This is a genomic window from Streptomyces sp. NPDC048637 (assembly GCF_040650675.1).
Lineage (GTDB): Bacteria > Actinomycetota > Actinomycetes > Streptomycetales > Streptomycetaceae > Streptomyces.
This window is the reverse complement of the sequence record NZ_JBEZHQ010000005.1, coordinates 277,744-297,479: the sequence shown is the minus strand read 5'-3', so window position 1 is coordinate 297,479 and position 19,736 is coordinate 277,744. Positions and strand designations below refer to the sequence as shown.

General features: G+C 71.4%; 19 protein-coding genes and 1 pseudogene. 13 read left to right on the top strand and 7 right to left on the bottom strand.

Going from position 1 to position 19,736, the window contains the following annotated elements; genetic code table 11:
- Positions 1-290 precede the first annotated feature (290 nt).
- A complete protein-coding gene (locus AB0C46_RS10590) occupies positions 291-908 on the bottom strand; it encodes a TetR/AcrR family transcriptional regulator (RefSeq protein WP_362827351.1) in 618 nt (205 codons plus the stop codon).
- A gap of 58 nt (positions 909-966) precedes the next feature.
- On the opposite strand from AB0C46_RS10590, the gene AB0C46_RS10585 reads away from it, so the two are divergent.
- From AB0C46_RS10585 to AB0C46_RS10575, 3 genes are all read left to right on the top strand, one after another.
- On the top strand, positions 967-1,458 hold the full coding sequence (locus AB0C46_RS10585; protein ID WP_362827349.1) for a DUF1453 domain-containing protein: 492 nt from the start codon (positions 967-969) through the stop codon (positions 1,456-1,458).
- A 165-nt stretch (positions 1,459-1,623) separates the two neighbouring features.
- Positions 1,624-2,457 (top strand): NAD(P)H-binding protein, encoded by an 834-nt coding sequence (locus AB0C46_RS10580; protein WP_362827348.1) that lies wholly within the window; start codon positions 1,624-1,626, stop codon positions 2,455-2,457.
- Positions 2,438-2,974, top strand: coding sequence for a hypothetical protein (locus AB0C46_RS10575; protein ID WP_362827347.1), 537 nt, complete (start codon positions 2,438-2,440; stop codon positions 2,972-2,974). The genes AB0C46_RS10580 and AB0C46_RS10575 overlap by 20 nt, the downstream gene beginning before the upstream one ends.
- 53 nt (positions 2,975-3,027) lie before the next feature.
- On the opposite strand, the gene AB0C46_RS10570 is transcribed toward AB0C46_RS10575, so the two are convergent.
- Positions 3,028-4,179 carry an epoxide hydrolase family protein gene (locus AB0C46_RS10570; protein ID WP_362827346.1) on the bottom strand — a complete coding sequence of 384 codons (1,152 nt, stop codon included), beginning with the start codon at positions 4,177-4,179 and terminating at the stop codon, positions 3,028-3,030.
- Positions 4,180-4,344: 165 nt separating this feature from the next.
- Here AB0C46_RS10570 and AB0C46_RS10565 point away from each other — a divergent pair, with 165 nt between their 5' ends.
- From AB0C46_RS10565 to AB0C46_RS10550, 4 genes are read left to right on the top strand one after another with little or no spacing between them, the layout of a single operon-like run.
- Complete coding sequence (locus AB0C46_RS10565) at positions 4,345-6,144, top strand: hypothetical protein (protein WP_362827345.1); 1,800 nt, start codon at positions 4,345-4,347, stop codon at positions 6,142-6,144.
- Positions 6,145-6,200: 56 nt separating this feature from the next.
- Entirely contained in the window at positions 6,201-6,749 is a 549-nt protein-coding gene (locus tag AB0C46_RS10560; RefSeq protein ID WP_362827343.1) for a hypothetical protein, read from the top strand.
- A complete protein-coding gene (locus AB0C46_RS10555; protein WP_362827341.1) occupies positions 6,710-6,895 on the top strand; it encodes a hypothetical protein in 186 nt (61 codons plus the stop codon). The genes AB0C46_RS10560 and AB0C46_RS10555 overlap by 40 nt, the downstream gene beginning before the upstream one ends.
- Positions 6,892-7,266 (top strand): GntR family transcriptional regulator, encoded by a 375-nt coding sequence (locus AB0C46_RS10550; RefSeq protein WP_362827340.1) that lies wholly within the window; start codon positions 6,892-6,894, stop codon positions 7,264-7,266. Before AB0C46_RS10555 ends, AB0C46_RS10550 begins: the two co-directional genes overlap by 4 nt.
- 106 nt (positions 7,267-7,372) lie before the next feature.
- On the opposite strand, the gene AB0C46_RS10545 is transcribed toward AB0C46_RS10550, so the two are convergent.
- Positions 7,373-8,374, bottom strand: a complete 1,002-nt coding sequence (locus AB0C46_RS10545) for a glycine betaine ABC transporter substrate-binding protein (protein ID WP_362827451.1) — start codon at positions 8,372-8,374, stop codon at positions 7,373-7,375.
- A gap of 79 nt (positions 8,375-8,453) precedes the next feature.
- A pseudogene (locus AB0C46_RS10540) lies at positions 8,454-8,612 on the bottom strand (Lrp/AsnC family transcriptional regulator); the annotation flags it as partial.
- 323 nt (positions 8,613-8,935) lie between these two features.
- On the opposite strand from AB0C46_RS10540, the gene AB0C46_RS10535 reads away from it, so the two are divergent.
- From AB0C46_RS10535 to AB0C46_RS10525, 3 genes are all read left to right on the top strand, one after another.
- The gene (locus AB0C46_RS10535) at positions 8,936-9,883 is read left to right on the top strand and encodes a helix-turn-helix domain-containing protein (protein WP_362827338.1); all 948 of its coding nucleotides are present in this window, start codon (positions 8,936-8,938) and stop codon (positions 9,881-9,883) included.
- A 231-nt stretch (positions 9,884-10,114) separates the two neighbouring features.
- Positions 10,115-10,813 carry a DJ-1/PfpI family protein gene (locus AB0C46_RS10530; protein ID WP_362827336.1) on the top strand — a complete coding sequence of 233 codons (699 nt, stop codon included), beginning with the start codon at positions 10,115-10,117 and terminating at the stop codon, positions 10,811-10,813.
- A 499-nt stretch (positions 10,814-11,312) separates the two neighbouring features.
- A complete protein-coding gene (locus AB0C46_RS10525) occupies positions 11,313-12,182 on the top strand; it encodes a dienelactone hydrolase family protein (protein WP_362827334.1) in 870 nt (289 codons plus the stop codon).
- A 152-nt stretch (positions 12,183-12,334) separates the two neighbouring features.
- Here AB0C46_RS10525 and AB0C46_RS10520 read toward each other — a convergent pair whose 3' ends face one another.
- From AB0C46_RS10520 to AB0C46_RS10510, 3 genes are all read right to left on the bottom strand, one after another.
- Positions 12,335-13,171: an alpha/beta fold hydrolase gene (locus AB0C46_RS10520; protein ID WP_362827333.1), complete on the bottom strand. Its 837-nt coding sequence runs from the start codon at positions 13,169-13,171 to the stop codon at positions 12,335-12,337.
- 342 nt (positions 13,172-13,513) lie between these two features.
- Complete coding sequence (locus AB0C46_RS10515; RefSeq protein WP_362827331.1) at positions 13,514-14,773, bottom strand: DegT/DnrJ/EryC1/StrS family aminotransferase; 1,260 nt, start codon at positions 14,771-14,773, stop codon at positions 13,514-13,516.
- A 503-nt stretch (positions 14,774-15,276) separates the two neighbouring features.
- A complete protein-coding gene (locus tag AB0C46_RS10510; protein ID WP_362827330.1) occupies positions 15,277-16,311 on the bottom strand; it encodes a LacI family DNA-binding transcriptional regulator in 1,035 nt (344 codons plus the stop codon).
- A 149-nt stretch (positions 16,312-16,460) separates the two neighbouring features.
- Between AB0C46_RS10510 and AB0C46_RS10505 the strand changes: the two genes are divergently transcribed.
- Genes AB0C46_RS10505 through AB0C46_RS10495 form a run of 3 tightly spaced genes read left to right on the top strand, consistent with a single transcriptional unit; the run spans position 16,461 to position 19,620 of the window.
- Complete coding sequence (locus AB0C46_RS10505) at positions 16,461-17,786, top strand: extracellular solute-binding protein (RefSeq protein ID WP_362827328.1); 1,326 nt, start codon at positions 16,461-16,463, stop codon at positions 17,784-17,786.
- A 5-nt stretch (positions 17,787-17,791) separates the two neighbouring features.
- A complete protein-coding gene (locus AB0C46_RS10500) occupies positions 17,792-18,775 on the top strand; it encodes a sugar ABC transporter permease (protein ID WP_362827449.1) in 984 nt (327 codons plus the stop codon).
- Entirely contained in the window at positions 18,772-19,620 is an 849-nt protein-coding gene (locus AB0C46_RS10495) for a carbohydrate ABC transporter permease (protein ID WP_362827326.1), read from the top strand. The genes AB0C46_RS10500 and AB0C46_RS10495 overlap by 4 nt, the downstream gene beginning before the upstream one ends.
- Positions 19,621-19,736: the final 116 nt, after the last annotated feature.

Genomic DNA, 19,736 nt, shown 5'->3' with positions numbered 1-19,736 from the left:
AGCGGGACGCGGGTGCGGGACGCGGGTGCGGGACGCGGGTGCGGGGGAGTGCGCACGATTCCCCCGCACCGGCCCCAGCGCGCCGGAATTCCGACCGGCGCGCCGCAGCACGGCGCGGCGCGGCGGCCGCGGCGGCCTCCGCGGCGTCCCGCCCAGCAGGCCGTTCACGTGTATCAGGCAGCTGCTGGCTGAGGGGTGTTCCCGTGCTTCCCTCCGGTGCCGGATATCGCGGCGCGGGGCCCACCGGGAGTAGGTGACGGCTCCTCGCCCGCCCCGCGCAGGGCCGGAGGTCAGCTCCCGGCTCTGAGGGCTTCCAGGTGCCGTCGCAGTACCTGCCGGAGCAGCTTCGGCGGATAGCGGTCCGGCAGCAGAGTTGCCTGGAGGGTGAGGCCGTCGAGGAGGGCGGCCAGTCGCGTGCTTTCCAGTTCGGCATCCATGCCGTCCGGCAGCCCACCGGCGGATTGGACTTCGTGCAGCACGCGCGACATCAGGGCGTGCAGGTCGGCCTGCATTTCGGCGGCGCAGGGCCGCAGTTCGGGGCGGGTGAGCGCCGCGGCGGCGAAGGCGAGCCAGAGCGCGGACTCCTGACGGCGGGCCTCGTCCAGGGGGAGGAACTCGGCCAGCAGCTCCTCCGTTCCGGCCCGGCGGTCGGTGCCGGCGTCGGGAGCCAGGAGCCGCTCGGCGTGGGCGCCGATGCGGTCGCCGATGCGCCGGCTCAGCTCCCGCATCGTGAAGGTCATCAACTCGTCGTGGTCGGCGAAGTAGTGGCGGACCGAGCCGATGGCGAGTCCGGCTTCCTCGGCGACATTGCGCAGCGACGCATGCTCCAGCCCATGGCGGGCGGCGACGGACAGGACGGCCTGCGCCACCGCCCTGCGGCGGGCTGCGGGATCGACGATCTTTGGCACATTGCCTTTATAGCACGACCGGGCTAACATCCTTTTTTAGCTCAATCGTGCTACGAAAATGGATGGTGTCTACGTGAACCCCTGGCTGCTCGCTGCGATCATCGCGGTGGTCGTGATCGCGGTCGTGATCAAGCGGATGATCGGTGAACCGGTCAACGCGCGGGACCTCTTCGTGGCCCCGGCGGTCCTGACCGGGATCGGTGTCCTGACCCTCCTCAAGAAAACGGATCTGACCGGCACCGACCTCACCTGGGTCATCGCGGGCGCCGTCCTCGGTGCGGCACTCGGCGCACTCCGTGGCGCCAGCGTTCAGCTCGTCGACAAGGGAGGTGTCCTGTGGCAGCGATACACCGGCCGCACCTTCCTCGCCGTGATCGGCACCCTGGCGGTCATGGCCGGCTTCAGTTTCCTGGCGGCGAAGATGGGCATGCACGAGGACGCGCGCCCCCTCCAGCTCTCCATCGGCGTGAGCTTCCTCGGCGAGTCCCTCATGATCGGCCGCCGCGGCATGACTTCGGGGATCCCCTTCGCCCCGGCACGTACACGCTGACGCCTGACCCTGCCCCGTGCCCGCACGCTCATGTATGGGCGTATGTATGAGTACGGGGCGAGGTTCTGGCGCCCCACCTGCCGCGAATCCCCTTGACCTGAAGTGCGATTGAGGTTCTAGCGTGTCCGCGAGTTGATCATCGTCGGACGGCAGGAGAAGGCACCCGTGATCCTCGTGACAGGAGCCACCGGAAACATAGGACGTGCTCTGCTGACGGAGTTGCGTGCGTGCGGCGCCGGTCCGGTGAGAGGTCTCACCCGGGACGCCGCTCGGGCCGCGTTCCCCGAGGGGGTCGACGCCGTTGAGGGAGATCTCGCGCGCGTGGAAACCCTCAACTCGGCCCTCGACGGCGTGCGTTCACTGTTCCTGGTGCAGGGCATGGGGGCAGAGGGCGAGGTCCTTGAGGCCGCTCGGGAGGCAGGTGTGGAGCATGTGGTCCTCGTGTCGTCGATCACGGTGCAGACCCACCCACACCTGCCCGCTGCCGGGGTGAACGCGGCCGTCGAGAGGTTGCTGAAGGACACCGGGATGGCCTGGACGATCCTGCGGCCGACGCAGTTCGCTTCCAACACCTTGTGGTGGGCGACGTCGATCCGCGAGCACCGGACGGTCCAGGTGCCGTACGCGGACCTGGGACTTCCCACCATCCATCCCGCGGACATCGCGGCAGTGGCCCGAGCGGTGCTCGTCGAGCCGGGCCACCGGGGGCGGACGTACCCGCTGACCGGACCGGAACGCGTCACGGCACGGCAGCAGGTAGCGGCCCTCGCTGCGGCTCTGGGAGAAGAGGTGTCCCTGGTCGGGATCAGCCGGGAGCAGGCCCACCGGCAGATGGTTTCCTTCCTGGGGGACGAGACCGCGAACGCGGTGCTCGACCTCATGGGCGGGGACATCAACGACGAACTGCTGAAGGTGCACGACACCGTCCCGCGGATAACAGGCCGCTCCGCCACCCCCTTCCCCCAATGGGCCGCGGAGCATGCCGCCGCCTTCCGCTGAGCGCCTCATCGGGAAGGGGCGGCCGCCGCCCCTGCGCTTCAACGCTCTGCACCCCTGGATGGGCTGGGACGACAACGCGCTCCGTCTGGGCCGCCGGTCGCAGACCCTGTCCCGGAGGACGGCAAGTGCAGGACTGCTGCTGATTCCGTCGGCCTTCACGGGACCCGGCCTGCTCACCCGGGTGGCGCTGCCGGAGCCGCCCCAACTCGCCTACCCGGCACGCGGCGTCGGCGCACTGTGGGAACCCCGCCCCGTGGCCGGGACCCCGCCCCGTGGCCGGGACCGCGGCCCTCGCCGCCGTACTCGGCCGTTCGCGGACCCGGCTGCCGACCGAACTGGAAACCCCGGCCTCCACCACCGAACTGGCAGACCGCACGAGGCTCTCCCCGGCCGGTTCTCCCCGTACCTCACCGCGCTGCGCGCCGCGGGCCTGGTCAGCGCCCACCGAGCCGGCCGCTCCGTGTGGTACGCCCGCACCTCCGTCGCGGAATCCCTCCTCGCCGCGGCCTGCCCATAGGGTTCGGCCCCGCGGCGTCCCCTCCGCCGGGGGAGTGGGACGCCGCGCGGTGCTCAGCGCAGGGTACGGAAGAAGGATCGGATGTCGGCGACGAGTGTGTCCGGGGCCTGAAGTGCGGCGAAGTGGCCGCCGGTGGCGTACTCCGCCCAGTGGGTGAGGTGGTGCGAGAGCGACGCCAGTCCGCGGAGGGCGTGGTCGCCGAGGAAGTTGGCCACCCCGGTGGGAACGCCTGAGGGCGCCGGGCGTTCACCCCAGCCGTCCGCACCGGCTTCGAGGTAGAGCCGGGCGGCCGACCCGGCGGTGGAGGTGAGCCAGAGGGCGCTGACATTGGTCAGCACGGCGTCCCGGTCGACCGGTGTCTGCCGGGTTCGGGTCGGATCATGGTCGACGAACCATTCCAGGTTCCAGGCCAGTTGCCCTGCGGGTGAGTCATTGAGCGCATACGCCACCGTCTGCGGACGGGTGGCCATCTGGGTGGCGTAACCGGAGTGTCCGTACCACCACAGCTCGTTTTCCCGCGCTCGCTCACGTTCGGCCCCGGAAAGGTTGTCCAGCTCGTCCGGGCTGACCGCTGTCGCGGCGTTGACCAGCGCGTTGACATGGACGCCGAGGACGTTGCCGGGGGCGACCCGGCCGAGTTCGGGGGAGACCAGGGCGCCGAAGTCGCCGCCCTGCGCGCCGTACCGGTCGTAGCCGAGGCGTCGCATCAGTTCGGCCCAGGCGCGGGCGATGCGGCGGGTTCCCCAGCCCTTGTCCTGGGTGGGCCCGGAGAAGGCGAACCCGGGGACGGAAGGCGCGACGACATGAAAGGCGTCGGCCGGGTCCGCTCCGTGTGACCGCGGATCGGTGAGCGGACCGAGGATGCCCAGGAAGTCGTTGACCGTGCTGGGCCAGCCGTGGGTGACGATCAGCGGGGTGGCCTCCGGTTCGGGGGATCGGACGTGCAGGAAGTGCACGTTCTGCCCGTCGATGACGGTGGTGAACTGCGGAAGGGCGTTGAGCCGGGCCTCGTGTACCCGCCAGTCGTATGCGTCGGCCCAGTACGCGACGAGCTCCTTGAGGTACGGGAGGGCGACGCCGTAGTCCCAGCCCGCCGCGGGAAGCTCGTCGGGCCAGCGGGTCCTGGCGAGCCGGTGCCGCAGCTCGTCGAGATCGGCCTGCGGGACATCGAGGTGGAAGGGGAGGATTGCGGTGCTCTGATCCATGCGGAGCACGGTAGGAACCGTTGCGGTCAGCCGGTGTCCCCATGAGGCGGTCGGGTGCCCTCGCGCCGGTTGGAGGCGACGAGATTTTCGGCGCGAAGCGGCGGGGCGCAGCGGCCCGTGGGACGGCGCACCCCGTTGTCAGTGCCGTCCGTCATGATCGGATGCATGAACGAGCGCGACATGGCCGCACCCCGCACCTCCCGCAGATGGAGCAGGTTCGCCGCATCCCTCGCCCTGCAGGGTCTCGTTGAGGCCCCGGGATGCTGGAACGAGGACTCCTTCGACGACATCCGGAGCATCGGCCGCTACATCGAGGGAAGTTGGGCGCCCGAGCCCGGCGAACCCGAGGTCCGCCCGCCCGCGGCGGGCAGCTGGACGGAGTTCATAGGGCGCACGGGCGCACTTGCGCTGCGCGCGGCCGCCCCGGCGACCAGGCCGGAGCGCCGCGAGGTGCTGCTCGACTTTCTGGAGATGTGGGCGCGGACGCCGTTCGCCGACCCGGCCTACCACTTCCGCCTCGGCCGGCTCGCCGGAACGACCTCGTTCACCGTCCGCGACCACCAGGGCGCCTCCTTCGGCCTGCACCTGCCGGCCGCGCGCGAGACGCGCTACTTCGAGGCCGTGCTCCCCGGCGGCGAGACCGCCCCGCGCCCCGAAGAACCGCTCTACGTCGTGGACTGCCCGCGCGGCTGGGGCACCCCGGAGCAGCTGCTGCGCCTGGTGGAGCTCGTATGGGAGCGCGGGCCGGTCGCCTGGGACGTGGACGCGGTCCTCGCCCTGAGCGAGGCGACCGGCCTGAGCCGCCCCGCTGCTGCCCTCGCCCTGGCCGGCAACCCCGGCGAGGGCGGCTACCACCCGCCCTACCTCGACGAGCACGAGCGCGCCGTGCTCGGATTCAAGACCCGCGAACTCGAAGCGGCGCGCCAAGAGTTGTCGATGCTGCACAAGGAGGAACGGCTCGCCCTGCTCGCCGGCGTGCTGCCCGCGGACCCCGAGGACCTGTGGCGGCCGGGCGGCCTCGCCCGCGTCGCGGAGCGCACCGCCGCGGCCTGGGCAGATCAGCACGGCGCCCGCCCGCACGCGCCGTGGAGCACCTGGCAGGCCGCGGTCGCCCTGGAGACCCGGATGCCGGCGACCCACCTGTGCCACCTGTTCCTCGACCCGGCGACCGCGTCCCTGCCGCCGAGCTGCTACCTGCGGCTCTGGCCCTGCCCGTCCGAGCACCGCCACCTGCCCACCGCGTGGGACGTCATGGGCGACCGCGACTCCGAGACCGTCGTGGACGCCGTCTTCGCCGGCCTGCCGTGGGCGTACGCGGACCTGCCCGCCGGGGACCCTGTACGCACCGGGGCGCCGGAGGTCGTCCGCCACCTGCGCAAGGTGCTGGCCGGCCGCGACTCACCGGCCCGGGTCCTCCACTCGGGCCTGATCCGCGGCAACCGGGGGAGCCGGCGCTGGGACTGGCTGGCGGACGGCACCTGCGACCGCGTCATGGCCCGCATCACCGGCGATGACCTGCCCCCGGGCCGCTACGAGTCCGACCCGCGCGCCTGCGCCCCCGACCTGGTCGCCGATGTCGCCGCCACCCTCGACCTGCCCGAGGACGCCGCCGCCCTCTACCTCCAGATCCTGCTGCTCCCCGTGCCGTCGGACCGCAACGTGCGGCGCTGGAACGCCTGGGCCCCGGCCCGCCACAAGGCGGCCGCGGCGGAGCTGGTGGCGCGCGGCCTGGTGGTGGAGGACCGCCGGGCCCGTGCGGGACGCAGGCATTTCCTGCCTGGCCCGTGGGCGCACGCCAAGAAGCCGCTGCCGCCGATGGAGTCCTGGAAAGCGCCCCTGATCGGCGCGCAGTTGAGCGCCGACGGAAGCGAGGTGAGCACCTTCGAGCTGCTCCCGGGCACGCTCCCCGAGCTGTTCACCGAGGCCTGGCGGCTGGTCCGCAGGGGGGAGGGGCCGACGGCCTGACCGGCGGCGGTCCGGGAGAGCGATTCGCCCGCTGGGCCGGTCTGGCCGTGGGCGTCGTGGCCGCACCGCTGTGGGCCACCATAGACCTCACCCACTACCCCCTCAGGAGCTTCGACGCCGGCGTGCCCCTGGTCAGCTTCGTCACCGCTTTCGGCCTGTGCGCGGTGGGCGGCGTCCTGCTCGGCGACACCCTCACTCCCCGCCCCCGGGACGCGGTACGCACCGCCAGCCTCACTCCGCGCCGGGTCCGAGACCATGTGCCGCTCCGTCTCACCTCTCTCCTTCTCCTCCAGGCGCTGCTCCTCGTCGCGCTGGTGGGCATCGGGGACGCCACGGCCACCCAAGAAGCCATGGACCGGGCGCTCGGGGTGATGACGTACGGCTGTGACGGGAACGAGCCACCTGTCATCCTCTGGCCCGGCATCCTCCACGGCCGCCAGATCCTCGGCTCTCTCGCCCTCGGCACAGTCGCCTGCGCCTGGGCCCTGCGCCGTGTCGCCCGTCGTGCGGGCGGCGACCAGCAGCGCCGCGACCGCTCATGGGCGATCATCGCAGCCTGGGGGGGGTGCTGGTCTCGACCCAGCTGTTGCTCGTCGTTTCGATGATCGCCACCTGGCTGGCACAGCGGAACTGCGCCGACATGATGGGCGCCGTCACCTCCTCGGCGGTCTACGCCCTGGGCCTGCCGGCCCTGTTCACCCTGGCCTGGTCCCTGTGCACCGTGGTGGTGCCCCGGGCGGCCCGACGATGACCGCACTCGCCGTCCGCGTCGACACCACCAGCCCGACACCGCCGTACGAGCAGGTCCGCGCCCAGCTCGCCGCGCTGATCGCCACCGGCCGACTGGCCGAGGACGAACGCCTGCCGACCGTGCGTCAGCTCGCCATCGACCTGGGACTGGCACCGGGCACCGTGGCCCGCGCCTACCGTGAGCTGGAGACCGCCAAGCTGATCCGCACCCGCCGTGGCGCAGGCACCCGGGTCGCGGCGCCCCCGCCCGCACGGAAACACCCGGATCCGGCCCAACTCGACAAGCTGGCCGACGACTTCACCGCGGCCGCCCGCGCTCTGGGCGCCGACCCCGAAGCCATCCTGACCGCCGTCCGCAAGGCCCTGGACTAGGGGGCGTCGTTCGGATCATGGTGTCCCCGCCCTCCGGACGGCAGCGTCTACGCGAGCGGCAGGGCGCTCTCCTCCTGCTCGTCGGACGCTCGTGCGAATCCGTCTGTCAGCCTTCCCGGATGAAACCCTCCCGCACCAGCCAGTCCTTCGCCACCTCGTGCGGGTCCTCCCCGTCCACGTCCACCCGCGCGTTCAGCCGCTGGGCCTCCGCCCCCGTCAGCCGCTTGGTGATCGGGGTGAGGAGGTCGGTGATGGCGGGGTACTTCCTCAATGTGGCGCTGTTCATCTCGGGTGCCGCGTTGTAGTTGGGGAAGAAGTGCCGGTCGTCCTCCAGCACCTTCAGCTTGAGTTCGGGGATGCGGCCGTCGGTGGTGGCCGCCACGCCGAGGGCGCAGGCCGCGCCCTCGGCGACCTGGGTGTAGACGACGCCGTCGTCCATCTTTTTGAAGTTCCCGCGCCGGAGGGCGAATCCGTACGTCTTCGCCACGCCCGGCAGGCCGTCCTCGCGCACCGAGAACTCGCTTCCGCCGCAGATCGTCGCCGCGCCCGGGTCTTTCTTCGTCAGACGTGCCACGTCGGAGAGTGTGCGCAGCCGGTACTTCTGCGCATTCGCCTGGTTCGCGACCAGCGCGTAGGTGTTGTTGAGCGGGGCGGGGGGCAGCCAGGTGATGCCGTTGCGGCGGTCCTCCTCGCGTACGGCCTCCCACTGCTCGTGCGGGTCGACGACCCGCTTGGTGTGACCGAGGTAGGTGATCCAGGCCGTGCCGGTGTACTCGTACATCCCGTCCGCCGCACCGGACTTGACCGCCTCGCGGGCGCCGATCGAGCCCTGGATGTTCGTCCGGTCCAGGACTTCCGCGCCGGCCGCTTTGAAGACCAGCCCCATGATCTGACCCAGGATGATCTGCTCGGTGAACTCCTTTGAGGTCACGGTCAGTTGGGCGCCCTCCAGCGGCCGCCCCTTCCCGATGGAGCCGGGCTGCACCGAGTCGGCCAGCGGACTGCCGCTGGTCAGTCCGCAGCCGCTCAGCCCTGCGGCCGCGAGCAGCAGGGCGCCCGCGCCCGCGACGGCCGTCCGTACCTGTTGCTGCTGGCAGCGGGTGCCCAGGTACTCCCAGAAGATCACTTCTCGGTCCCTCCCTCAAGGCCGGTTCTCCAGCGGTCAGCGGTCCATGCGGCGCCTGCCACGACGCCTGGCGCACCGGTGGAGTGATCCGGAGCGGCACCGGATTCTCCAACGTGATCGCCGTCGAGGCCCGCACGATGCCATCGAATCCCACCATTCGGTCCATCACGCGCTGCAAGTCGGCAGTCGAGCGTGCCACCAAACGGCACAGCATGTCACCACCCCGCCAGCGGCGAGGAGTGCTTGGGCCGCGCCCGACGGGAGCCGACGGGGCCGGTCCGGCGGTGGTGGTGACAACGGCGTGCGATCGGCCTGATGTCGTCGCCGTCGCCGTCGCCGTCGCTGTCCGGCTCGGCAGATCGCCGACGAGGCCGGTTTCGCGCGCGGTCCTGGGGAGGGCGGTGGCCAGCAGCCGCCGTGCTTCTGTCGCGGTGAGAGGCGCGAGGCCGGGCCGTCGGGCAGCGCCCACTGGCCGTTCGTCAGATGCATGACTCAAGATCCACTTGAGATCCAACTTCGCCACAGACTCTAAGCTACGGACACATGCACATAGTTGCCATCCTGGCCCTCGAGGACGTGGCGGCCTTCGATCTGACCATCCCCTGCCAGGTGTTCGCCATGGCGCACGGCCCGGACGGCACCCCGGCTTACGAGTTGCGGGTGTGCGCCGGGCGGGCGGTCACCGCGACCGCCGGCGAGCAGCTGTCCTTCCGGATCTCCTCGCCGTACGGACTGGACGACGTCCGCGACGCCGACACGGTGATCGTGCCCGGTATCCCCCCGGACCGGGAGCCGTCGGCGCGAACCATGCGGCTGATACGCGAGGTGGCCGCCCGGGGCGGACGCGTGGCGTCGATCTGCACCGGGGCCTTCGTACTCGCGAAGGCCGGCCTGCTCGACGGGCGCCGGGCGACCACACACTGGATGTTCGCCGACCAGCTGGCGCAGAGCTTCCCGGACGTGGAGGTGGACCCCTCGGTCCTGTTCGTCGACAACGGTCAGATCCTGACCTCCGCAGGCGTCGCCGCGGGGCTTGATCTGTGCCTGCACATGGTGCGCCGGGACCTGGGAGCGGCCGCGGCGGCCCGTACCGCCCGCATGATCGTCATGGCGCCACAGCGAGCCGGCGGCCAGGCGCAGTTCATCGACCACCGCGACCCCCTCGGCCACACCGACCACCTCGGGCCGACCCTGCAGTGGATGCAGGAGAACCTCGACCAGCCGCTGACCGTCGCGGACATCGCCCGCCGGGCCGCCATGAGCAGCCGCAGCCTGTCCCGGCGGTTTCGCGCACAGATGGGGACCACGCCGCTGCAATGGCTGCTCAACCGGCGTCTGCAGCGGGCGAGAGAGCTGCTGGAGACCACTGACCTCACCATCGACGGGATCGCTCGGGCGGCAGGGTTCGGGTCGGCCGAAACGCTCCGGCACCACTTCTCCCGGCATGTCGGCACCACCCCCACCTCCTACCGCGCGACGTTCAAGGGCTGAGGGCGACGGTCTGCGCCCGGCGCGGTCCCGGCCCCGCGTGGCAAGGGCGCCGGCTCCGAAGCCGCCGGAAGGTGGCCGGATCTTACGGACCATGGGCAGTCATGCCACTGGTCGACGGCCGTCGGCGTGAACAGACTTGGCGTCACATCGCTTTCCGCAAGCAACTTCGCCAAGCATCTTCGCCAAGCACCTTTGCCAAGCACCTTCACCAAGAACTTTCTGGAGCACGATATGCGCAGACGGAACCTTCTTCGCTCCGGCGTGGTCGCCACGGCCGGCCTCGGCATCGGGGCGGTCGCGACCGGCCCGGCGTCACCCGCTGAGCCACGGCGCGGGCCGCTGCGGGTGCACACGGTGCTCTACGACGGAGTGGAGGAGCAGGACTTCGCCGGCCCGGTGGAGGTCTTCGGCATCCAGGATTCGCACCAGGTCAAGCAGACCTTCGTCACCGCCGGCGGCCCGGGGACGGTGACGACGTCGTCCGGCATGGAGATCGTGATCCGGGCACCGTGGTCGCCGCACTCCGCTGACCTGATCGTGGTGCCCGGAGGCGGCTACGGGGAGGGGGCGGGAGTGAGCAAGCAGATCGCGCTCGGCACCCTGCCCAAGGCGCTGGCCGCCGCGCGCCGGCCCGGTCTGACCCTGGCGGGGGTGTGCACCGGGACGCTGCTGCTCTCCGCCGCCGGCGTCACCGGGGGACGGCCCTGCACCACGCACCACATCGCCAAGAAGGATCTGGCGGCTGCGGGCGGGAAGGTGGTTGCCGGCCGGGTGGTCGACGATGGCGACCTGGTCACCTGCGGGGGTGTCACCTCCGGGATCGATCTTGCCCTGTGGCTCGTCGAGCGCCACTACGGCTCGCGCGCCGCTCTCCTGGCCGAAGAGGTGCTGGAGTACGAACGCCGCGGCACCGTCTGGCGAGCCGCGTAGGCAATACTCGGCCCGGCTCCCGGCTCCCGGCTCCCGGCTCCCGGAACGGGGAACGCGACACCGCACCGGCCGCGGCGATCCTCGTCCTCGGACCGTCGCCGTGGCCGCCTCGCTGTTCCCCCACTACGCATGGCGGGCGGCGGGCGGCGGGCGGCGTCCGGCGGCGTCCGGCGGCGAGGACGAGGGGGGACGTGGCGCCGGGATCGCCGCCCTCCTGTACCGGATCTGCCGTGGCTATGCCGTCGCCGGAATCGCGGTGCCGGCGTTCGGGATCGGCGGCACCCCGGTCCGTACCGAACCCATCCGAATCCGAAGAGGAAGTCCGTATGGCCGTCGCCCGCAGCCCAGTTGGCAGCGGGCGGTGAGCGGATGGGGGCGCGACGCAAGGCATCCGCTGGGTAGTCTCGCGCTGGAGCGGCGCCGGACGTGGGCGAGGTGCCCCGGCCGGAGAGCAGCACCGACCAGCCCCGCGCAGCGACCGACCAAAACGGTGGTATCCATGGCAGATCATGACCTGACGGGTTTCGACCGTGGCACCTTCAGCCACGACGGCACCACCCGCCGGATACTGCGGCGTGGCACGGGGCCCGCCGTGATCGTGCTGGCGGAAATACCGGGGATCACGCCCAAGGTGCTGGAGTTCGCGGAACGTGTGGCGGACCTCGGCTGCACCGCAGTGCTCCCGGTGCTCTTCGGTACGCCCGGCCGCGATGCCGATCCCGCGAACGTCGGCCGGCTGAAGGCCGGAATCTATATGGCGTCCTCCATGGGGAAGGTGTGCGTGAGCCGGGAGTTCACCGTGCTGGCCACCGGGAAGTCCTCCCCCGTGGTGACCTGGCTGCGGGCCCTGGCCGCGCACGAGCACCAGCGCTGTGGCGGTCCCGGCGTCGGGGCTGTCGGTATGTGTCTCACCGGTGGCTTCGCCCTGGCCATGGCCGCCGACGAGCGCCTTCTCGCCCCCGTCCTGTCCCAGCCGTCCCTGCCGCTGGCCCTCACCAAGAGCCGGGCCGGTGGCATCGATATTTCCGCCGCGGACCTCGCCACCGTCCGGGGGCGCTGCGAGCGCGAGGGCCTTCGGGTCATCGGGCTCCGGTTCCGCGGGGACCGGCTGGTACCGGGCGACCGGTTCGCCTTTCTGCGGCGTGAACTCGGCGATGCCTTCACCGCCGTGGAACTGGACGACTCCGCCGCGAATCCCGAAGCGGTGCCGTCGCCGCACGCCGTACTGACCGGGCACCTCATCGACGCACCGGGCGAGCCGACCCGCGCGGCGCTGGACGAGGTGCTCGACCTTTTCCGTACGCGCTTGCTCGCACAGCACCGGGACCCCATGGGGGTGGGCCGGCAGGAACCGCGCCCCGATCGGTAGCCGATGTCTTTCCTGTTCTTCGACGACGCCGCTTGTCGAGGGGAGTTCCGAGTGGTGCCGGGGCCGGGCCGCTTCGAATCCTCCTGGCGAGGGAGCATTTCGGCGAAGGCGGCGGCCCGGCGGCGGCAGCGGGTGTTCGGTGACCGGCGCGGTCAGCTGTGTCCGGCCTCCGGGAGCGGAAGGTCCTGCGGGCCGGTCAGGAAAGCCCTGACCAGGCGGCCGGCCTGGGGGCGGCACTCCTGGAAGTAGGCGTGGCGGGCGCCCGTGAAGAGGTGCATCCGGGCCCGGGGGATACGGGCAGCGAGCAGCGAGGCGTTGGCCGCGGGCGTGAGCCGGTCCTGATCGCCGTGCAGCACCAGCGTGGGGGCACTGATCCGGGGGAGCGCGTCCCAGGCGTCGTGTTCGTTGCTGGCCACCAGGTGACCCCGGCGGGCCTGCGGGGGCATCCCGGCGTCACCGAGCGTGGTGTACGGGCCGGGATGATCCGCCAGCCAGGCAGGGGAGTACATCAGGTCGAGGAGGGCCTGCCGCGACGCCGTCGGATCGGCCTGGGCCAGGGCGCGCCGTACCGAGGCGTCCCGCTCCTGTGCATGCGGTCCGCCGGGTGAGGTGCACCCCAGGACGAGGTGGCGGACCCGGTCCGGGTGGCGGGCGGCGAGCCACTGGGCGACGCGGCCGCCCATGGAGGTCCCGTACACATCGGCCCGCTCGACCTCCAGGTCGTCCAGGACCGCGAGCAAGTCGCCGGCGAAGAGCTGGGTGGAGTAGTGCCCGCCGGGTTTGCCGCTTGCTCCGGTGCCGCGGTAGTCCATGGTGACCGTGCTGTGTGTGGCGTGGAAGTCCTCGCGCACACCGTCCCACCAGTGGTGGTTGTTCGCCTGCCCCGCGAGGAGCACCAAAGGGCGTCCGGAGCCGTGCCGTTGATAGGCCAGGACGGTGCCGTCCTGGGCACGGGTCGAGGTGTGGAGCTGCTGAGCGTTGTCCGTCATGCCGTTCCTCGGGCCTTCCTGGGCGAAGCGGCCCGCGGACCGCTCGCCCGGGGTCGGGGCGCCGGCGCGGGCAGGTGCGCGGAGGACCATCTTCCCTGGCATACGGCGGAGTTGCCCTGGCGGGTGAGCTCCCGGGCGATGACTTCGACGGACGGCGGGGTGCGCCCTCGCACGCCGGGGTTTCGGCCGCCATGTGGCGGCCGCCGTCCATGACAAGGGCGGCGTCCATGACAGGGGCGGCGTCCATGACAGGGGCTCCGTCCATGACAAGGGCGGCGTCCTCGTCCTTGTCCTCACCCTCGTCCTCGGCCTCGTGCCCGTCCGTCCCCGGCGGAGCACACCTCAGCTCTGTCCGCAGACCGTCGCGGGCACCCCCGCCGGGGCCGGCGCCCCGCCGTTCAGCTCCGCCAGCGATCCGTCCAACGCCTCGATGAGGTAGTCCTGTTGAGAGGGCGTCAGCAGGGCGTGGCAGGGGAGGTTCAGGTGCTGCTCGAACCAACTGCGTTCGGCGACCGGGCACTCGCCGCGCAGATGCCCGCGGTGGCGCCATTGCGGCAGCAGATGCTGGGGGAAGTACCGCAGCTGGATCTCCACCCCCCTGCGGTCCAGGGCCAGGACGAGCCGGTCGCGCAGCTCCTGGTGGCCGGCGAAGCAGGTGTAGAGGTGGTAGGCGTGTGTGTGGTGCGCGGGCGCCGACTGCGGGGTGAGGAACGGGTAGCGGGTGAGCACCTCGTCCAGCCGCCCGGCGAGCGCGCGCCGTTTCGCCCCGGCGGCCTCGACCCCGGCGAGCTGGGCCTGTCCGAGGGCCGCGACCGCCTCCGGCATCGTCGCGTCACTGCCGGGCCGCCGTACGCAGCCGCGCTGGAGGGGTGTGGCGTATGAGGCCCCCGGCGGCACGGCCGGCTCCGTCGCCCGGTCCGGCCGGGGCCGCGCGGTCCGGGTGTCCCTGTCGTGGGCGCGCAGCCGGCGCAGACGCTCCGCCCAGTCGTCCCGGTCGCAGGTGATCAGACCACCCTCGCCGAGCATGGTGCCGGCCTTGGCGTTCCGGAGGCTGAAGGTGGCGATGTCCGCCAGGGAGCCGGGGCTCCGGCCGCGGTAGCGGGCGCCCAGCGCATGCATGCAGTCCTCCAGCACCAGGAAGCCGTGGCGCCGGGCCAGTGCCATGACCGTGTCCATCTCGGCGGGGCAGCCGCCGTAGTGCACCAGCAGCAGGGCCCTGGTGCGCGGGGTGATCAGCGCCTCCAGCGCGGCCGGGTCGAGGTTGAGGGTCGTGGGGTCGACGTCGCAGAACCGGACCTGTACGTCGTAGTCGAGCAGCGGCTGGACGGTGGTCCGGTGGGTCTGCGGGGTGGCGATCACCTCGTCGCCGGGGGCCAGGTCGAGCATCCGGATCGCCATGTGCAGGGCGACCGCTCCGCTGTTCACCGAGATCGCGTGCCGGCTGCCGACCGACTCGGCGAAGGAGCGCTCGAACCGTTCGCGCCGGGCACCCGTCGGCAGCGGTGTGCTCTCGTGGACCAGCTCGGCCAGTACGGCAGCCTCGGCGTCGGTCGACAGGCTGCCCCGCTTCCCCCAGGGCACCACGTAACTCTTGTCCAGCATCAGTTCCCCCAGAACGTCTCTGGTGCATCGGAGAGGTGCGGTCCTATGACAGTCGACGGGCGGCTGCCGGTGAAGGGTCAGGGGTGGTCAGCAAGGTCAGTTAGGTCAGTTGGGTCAGTTAGGTCAGCTTCCCGCCGTGCGGGGCGCCGGGCCGGTCCGCCACGAGGTGTTTTCGCCGGGTGCACGCTTCCGGCACGGTCCGGGGGACGGTCCAGGGCTGGTCTTCCGGCGACCAGCTGGCCCCCGGCGGCTTTCGGGGCGCTCGGCGTCGGTTATGTGGCACTGCTCAACACCCGCGGCGGCTCGGCTCTGCTGGGTCAGCCCGTCCGCCCGCGCAGGCAGGAGATCTCCCGGCCCTTCCGCCCTTCCGCCCTTCCGCCGTTACGCGCCGTTACGCGCTGCTCGCGCTGCTCGCGCTGCTCGCCGTACTCCTGGGGTCGCGCTCCCTGCACGTCAGTTGACGGCACGCCCGAACCAACGACCGCCTGCTCCCAACGAACTGACTAACTCGCCGGCGGAGGCGGCGGCGCGGTGCTGCCGCGGGGGACGAGTTCGGTCGGCAGGACGATATGGCGCTGGTGGGCGCCGTCGGAGTCGTCGATCACGGACCGGGCCAGGCGTACGGCGGTGCGCCCTATCTCGGCGGCGGGCTGGGCCAGCGTCGTCAGACCCAGCACCCCGGCCATGACATGGTCGTCGAAGCCCATGACCGAAACCCGCCCGGGGACCGGGACGTTGGCCTCCCGCAGCGCCGCCAGCAGACGGAACGCGAAATCGTCGGTCTCGGCGAACAGTGCGGTCGGCGGGTCCTGGAGGCTCAGCAGCCGGCCCACCGCCGCGCCCATCCCGCTGCCCTTCCAGCCCGGCACGCTCATGATGAGCGCGTCGTCCCGCTCCAGACCCGCCTCGCCAAGGGCCTGCAGATGCCCGGCGAGCCGGTTCTTGCTGCTCCAGGCGAAGCCGGTCTTGTCGGACGTCTGGAGAAAAGCGATCCGCCGGTGCCCGAGGTTGATCAGATGGCGGGTGCCCCGCAGCGCGGCGTCCGCGTCGTCCACGTAGACGCTGGGGCGCCCCGGGGCGTGCTGGCTGACGAAGACGAGGGGCATGCCCAGGTCGTCGAGGCGGGCACGCTCGGCGGGGGAGAGGGCGAAGCTCACCACGAGCAGGGCATCGGCGTTGCGGCGGGCGGGCAACCGGTCGAAGAAATCGGCGCGTTCGCGCACATCGGCCACGCTGTAGACCAGCAGGTCGAGACCCGCCTCGCGCAGCGCGGGCGCCATACCGGCCAGCGCCGCGCTCAGGAACCACGACTCCAGGTGCGGGGTGAGTACGGCGACCCGTCCGGTGCGGCCGGTCACGAGACTGGAGGCGCTGCGGGTGATCGCGAACGAGAGCTCGCGGGCCGCCGCCTCCACACGGGCGCGTGTGGTGTCCGAGACCGTCGACAGTCCGCGCAGTGTGCGCGAAACCGTGGATACCGAAACCCCCGCCCGATGGGCCACATCGGCCATCGTGGCCTCGCTCTGAGCTGAGGACATGCCGGGACGCTAGCACAAATAGGCGATGACAGCGTTGCCAGCAGAATTCGAAGCGGAATCTGTTGTTCACGAACCGTTGACCTGGCGACTAGGGCACTTCTAGCCTGCAAGCGCTGTCATCGAAGGCAGCCAAGACGTGAGGAGCACTCATGGCCTTGAGCCGCAGAACTCTGCTCGCGGGCGGTCTCGCCGCCGGAGCGGGGCTCACCAGCGGTTGCGCGGGCAAGCCCTTGGACACCCTGCTGACCCAGGCAGCCCACGTCCCGCGTACCCCGGCCACCCTCGTCTGGTGGGTGTCCGAAATCCCCTCCCGGAACGGTCCGGTGGTGGCCGACCTGATCATCCGCGCCTTCGAGCGCCGCCATCCGCACCTGCATGTCCGGAAGTCGAACGCCCTCAGTTCCACCGACGGCAACCGCGCCGCGGTCACCACCCAGCTCGCGGGGGCCTCACCCGCCCCCGATGTCTACCTGGGCGACACCACCTGGCCGGCCCAGTTCGGCGCCAACTCCCTTGCCCTGCCGGTGCAGAAGCTGCTGCCCAAGGACTTCTGGGCGGACTATCCGGCGGCCCTGCGACGGGTCAGCGAGTACCGCGGAGCCGTGTATGCGCTGCCCTTCTACACCGACAACGCCTTCCTCTTCTATCGGAAGGACCTGCTGGCCAAGCACGGCCTGCCGGTGCCCCGCACCTGGGAGGAGCTGCTGCGCACCGCCCGCAGGATCCAACGGGCCGGGGACGCCGCCTACGGATTCCTCTGGCAGGGCTCCGTATCGGAGTCGCTGACCTGCAATGTCGCCGAGTTCCTGGCCGACGCCGAGGCTCCCGTACTGGACGAGGCGGGCCGTGTGGCGCTGAACGGACCGGGCGCGGAGCGGGCCTTCGCACTGATGCGGGAGTTCACCGAGACCGGTGTCACGCCCCGCACGGTCACCACCTACGCGGAAGCGGACTCCCAGGACGCGTTCGTCGGCGGCCGCGGTGTCTTTCTGCGCAACTGGTCCTACGCCTGGGGCAACGCGGCCAACCGGTCGCTCTCCAAGGTGGCCGGCCGGGTCGGTGTCGTCCCCCGCCCCGGCTTCGCCGGCGACGGTCCGCGCGGGGTGAGCTGCGCCGGCGGCTGGAGCAATTTCGTCAATCCCAACTCTCATCACCTCGGGGCCGCGGTCGCCTTCGCCCGCTTCTGCGCCGGAGAGGAGGCGCAGATGATCCTGTTGAAGCACGCCGGGGTGATTCCGGCACTCGAAGAGGTACTGACCCGGCCGGAGGCCCGCCGGGTCGGTGATCCGACGCTCACCCGGGCACATGAACTGCAGCTGGTCGCCCGGCCGGTGCAGACCCCGTACTACCCCCAGGTCAGCAAGGCGCTCTACACCCAGGCCAACGCCGTGATCGGCGGCCGGGTCACGCCCGCCCGGGCCGTGCGCGCGGCCCGCGCCGACATCCGGGCCGCGCTGGAGGGCAGAGCGCTGTGAATGCCATGACCTCCTCCGCGACCGTCTCGAAGGGCGCGGCCCCGCAGCCGGCCGGGCCGCCGGCCGGACCCGTACCGCGCGGTGGCGCCCCGGCCCGGGTGAGCCGGCGCCGACGGGCCCGCACCGGCTGGTTCTTCGCCTCGCCGGCGCTGCTCGTCATCGCTGCCGTGACGGTGTTCCCGGTGCTCTTCTCGCTGCTGCTCAGCTTCGCCGATGTCCGCCTGGAATACGGCGGGTTCCGTCTGCTGTCCCTGACGGGCGACCATTACGCCGCCGTGCTGAGCAGCCCGGAATGGCGTTACGCGCTCGTCTTCACCTTTGGCTTCACCGCCGTCACCGTCCTGCTGGAGCTGGTGCTCGGCACCGCGGCGGCGCTCGTACTGGAACGGCTGGGGGCCGCCCGCGGCTGGGTGCTGGCGGTTCTGCTGCTGCCCTGGGCCCTGATCAATGTCGTCGCCGCCCAGTTGTGGGGCTACCTCTTCAATGGGACCTACGGTGGGCTGACCTGGCTCTTCGAGCAGATCCTCGGCCGTCAGCCGGATATTCTCGGGCAGCCCGCCTCCGCTATGGGGGCCATGGTGGTGGTCGATGTCTGGAAGACCACACCCTTTGTCGCGATTGTCGTCCTTGCCGGGCTGATGCTGATTCCCGGTGATGTCTACGAGGCGGCGGAGATCGACGGCGCCGGCGCCTGGACGACGTTCTGGAAGGTGACCCTGCCGCAGCTGCGGCCGATCATGGCCATCGCCGTCCTCTTCCGCATCCTGCAGGCCTTCGGCATCTTCGACCTGCCGTTCGTGCTGACCCAGGGCGGACCGGGCACCGCCACCGAATCCCTGGCGATGCTCGGCTACAAAACGCTCTTCCAGAACCTCGACATCGGCCGGGGCGCCGCGGTGGCCACCACCACCGCCGTCATCGTGATCAGTTGCTGTCTGCTCTTCCTGCGGGTCTTCAAGACGCAGGCCGACGAAGGAGGGCGGGCATGAACCGCCGTGCACCGGCCTCCGGCATCCGCCGGTACCTCAACGCCGTCAACCTCGGCGGTCTGGCGATCGTCGTGCTGTCGACCCTGCCGCTGTACTGGATGATCGCCTCGTCCTTCAAGGGACCGGGCGAGATCAGCGCCGCCCCGCCCAGCCTGGTACCGGAAGCGGCGACGCTCGGCAACTACGCGGAGGCCTTCGTCCGCAACGGCATCGGCCGCTATCTGCTCAACAGCGTGCTGGTGGCCTCGATTTCCACGGCTGCCGTGCTCGGGCTGTCCTTCTTCGCGGGGTACGCCCTGGCCCGCACCCCGCTGCGCGGCGGCGGCGCCATCATGACCGCGCTGCTGATGCTGTCCGTCTTCCCGCCGATCGCGCTGGTCGTTCCGCTGTTCCTGCTGGAGCGCCAACTGGGGCTGCTCAACAGCTACGCGGGCCTGATCGTGCCCTATGTCGCGCTCAATCTGCCGTTCGCCATCTGGATCATGCGGAACTACCTGGTCGGTATCCCCCGTGAACTGGAGGAGGCGGCCACCGTCGACGGCGCCGGCCCGCTGCGCACCGTCCTGACCGTCATCGCGCCGCTGGCCCGGCCGGGACTGTTCACCGCGGGCATCTTCACCTTCACCGCGACCTGGGCGGAGTTCCTGCTGGCGCTGACCTTCAACAGCGAGGACGGCCACCGCACCGTTCCGGTCGGCATCGCCCTGTTCACCAGCCAGTACACGGTCCCCTACGGGACGCTCTTCGCGGGGGCCGTGGCCGCCACCGTGCCGATCGGCGTGCTGGTCATGATCTTCCGCCGCTCGATCGTCTCGGGCATGACCTCAGGGGCGGTGAAGGGATGACCCCGGCCCCCGGGCCGGCTACCCCGCCGCACCCGACCCGGCGCCGCACCGCGCCGCACCCTTCCCCCAGCTACTGCTGGGAGGTGCCCCCATGCGTCCGCTCCCGCCCCGAAAGG

Bases quoted from the DNA above. Each gene is read 5' to 3' on its own strand.
- AB0C46_RS10585 (WP_362827349.1), top strand. From the start codon at position 967: ATGGATGGTGTCTACGTGAACCCCTGGCTGCTCGCTGCGATCATCGCG.
- AB0C46_RS10575 (WP_362827347.1), top strand. From the start codon at position 2,438: ATGCCGCCGCCTTCCGCTGAGCGCCTCATCGGGAAGGGGCGGCCGCCG.
- AB0C46_RS10570 (WP_362827346.1), bottom strand. From the start codon at position 4,179: ATGGATCAGAGCACCGCAATCCTCCCCTTCCACCTCGATGTCCCGCAG.
- AB0C46_RS10565 (WP_362827345.1), top strand. From the start codon at position 4,345: ATGAACGAGCGCGACATGGCCGCACCCCGCACCTCCCGCAGATGGAGC.
- AB0C46_RS10550 (WP_362827340.1), top strand. From the start codon at position 6,892: ATGACCGCACTCGCCGTCCGCGTCGACACCACCAGCCCGACACCGCCG.
- AB0C46_RS10535 (WP_362827338.1), top strand. From the start codon at position 8,936: ATGCACATAGTTGCCATCCTGGCCCTCGAGGACGTGGCGGCCTTCGAT.
- AB0C46_RS10530 (WP_362827336.1), top strand. From the start codon at position 10,115: ATGCGCAGACGGAACCTTCTTCGCTCCGGCGTGGTCGCCACGGCCGGC.
- AB0C46_RS10525 (WP_362827334.1), top strand. From the start codon at position 11,313: ATGGCAGATCATGACCTGACGGGTTTCGACCGTGGCACCTTCAGCCAC.
- AB0C46_RS10520 (WP_362827333.1), bottom strand. From the start codon at position 13,171: ATGACGGACAACGCTCAGCAGCTCCACACCTCGACCCGTGCCCAGGAC.
- AB0C46_RS10515 (WP_362827331.1), bottom strand. From the start codon at position 14,773: ATGCTGGACAAGAGTTACGTGGTGCCCTGGGGGAAGCGGGGCAGCCTG.
- AB0C46_RS10510 (WP_362827330.1), bottom strand. From the start codon at position 16,311: ATGTCCTCAGCTCAGAGCGAGGCCACGATGGCCGATGTGGCCCATCGG.
- AB0C46_RS10505 (WP_362827328.1), top strand. From the start codon at position 16,461: ATGGCCTTGAGCCGCAGAACTCTGCTCGCGGGCGGTCTCGCCGCCGGA.
- AB0C46_RS10500 (WP_362827449.1), top strand. From the start codon at position 17,792: ATGACCTCCTCCGCGACCGTCTCGAAGGGCGCGGCCCCGCAGCCGGCC.
- AB0C46_RS10495 (WP_362827326.1), top strand. From the start codon at position 18,772: ATGAACCGCCGTGCACCGGCCTCCGGCATCCGCCGGTACCTCAACGCC.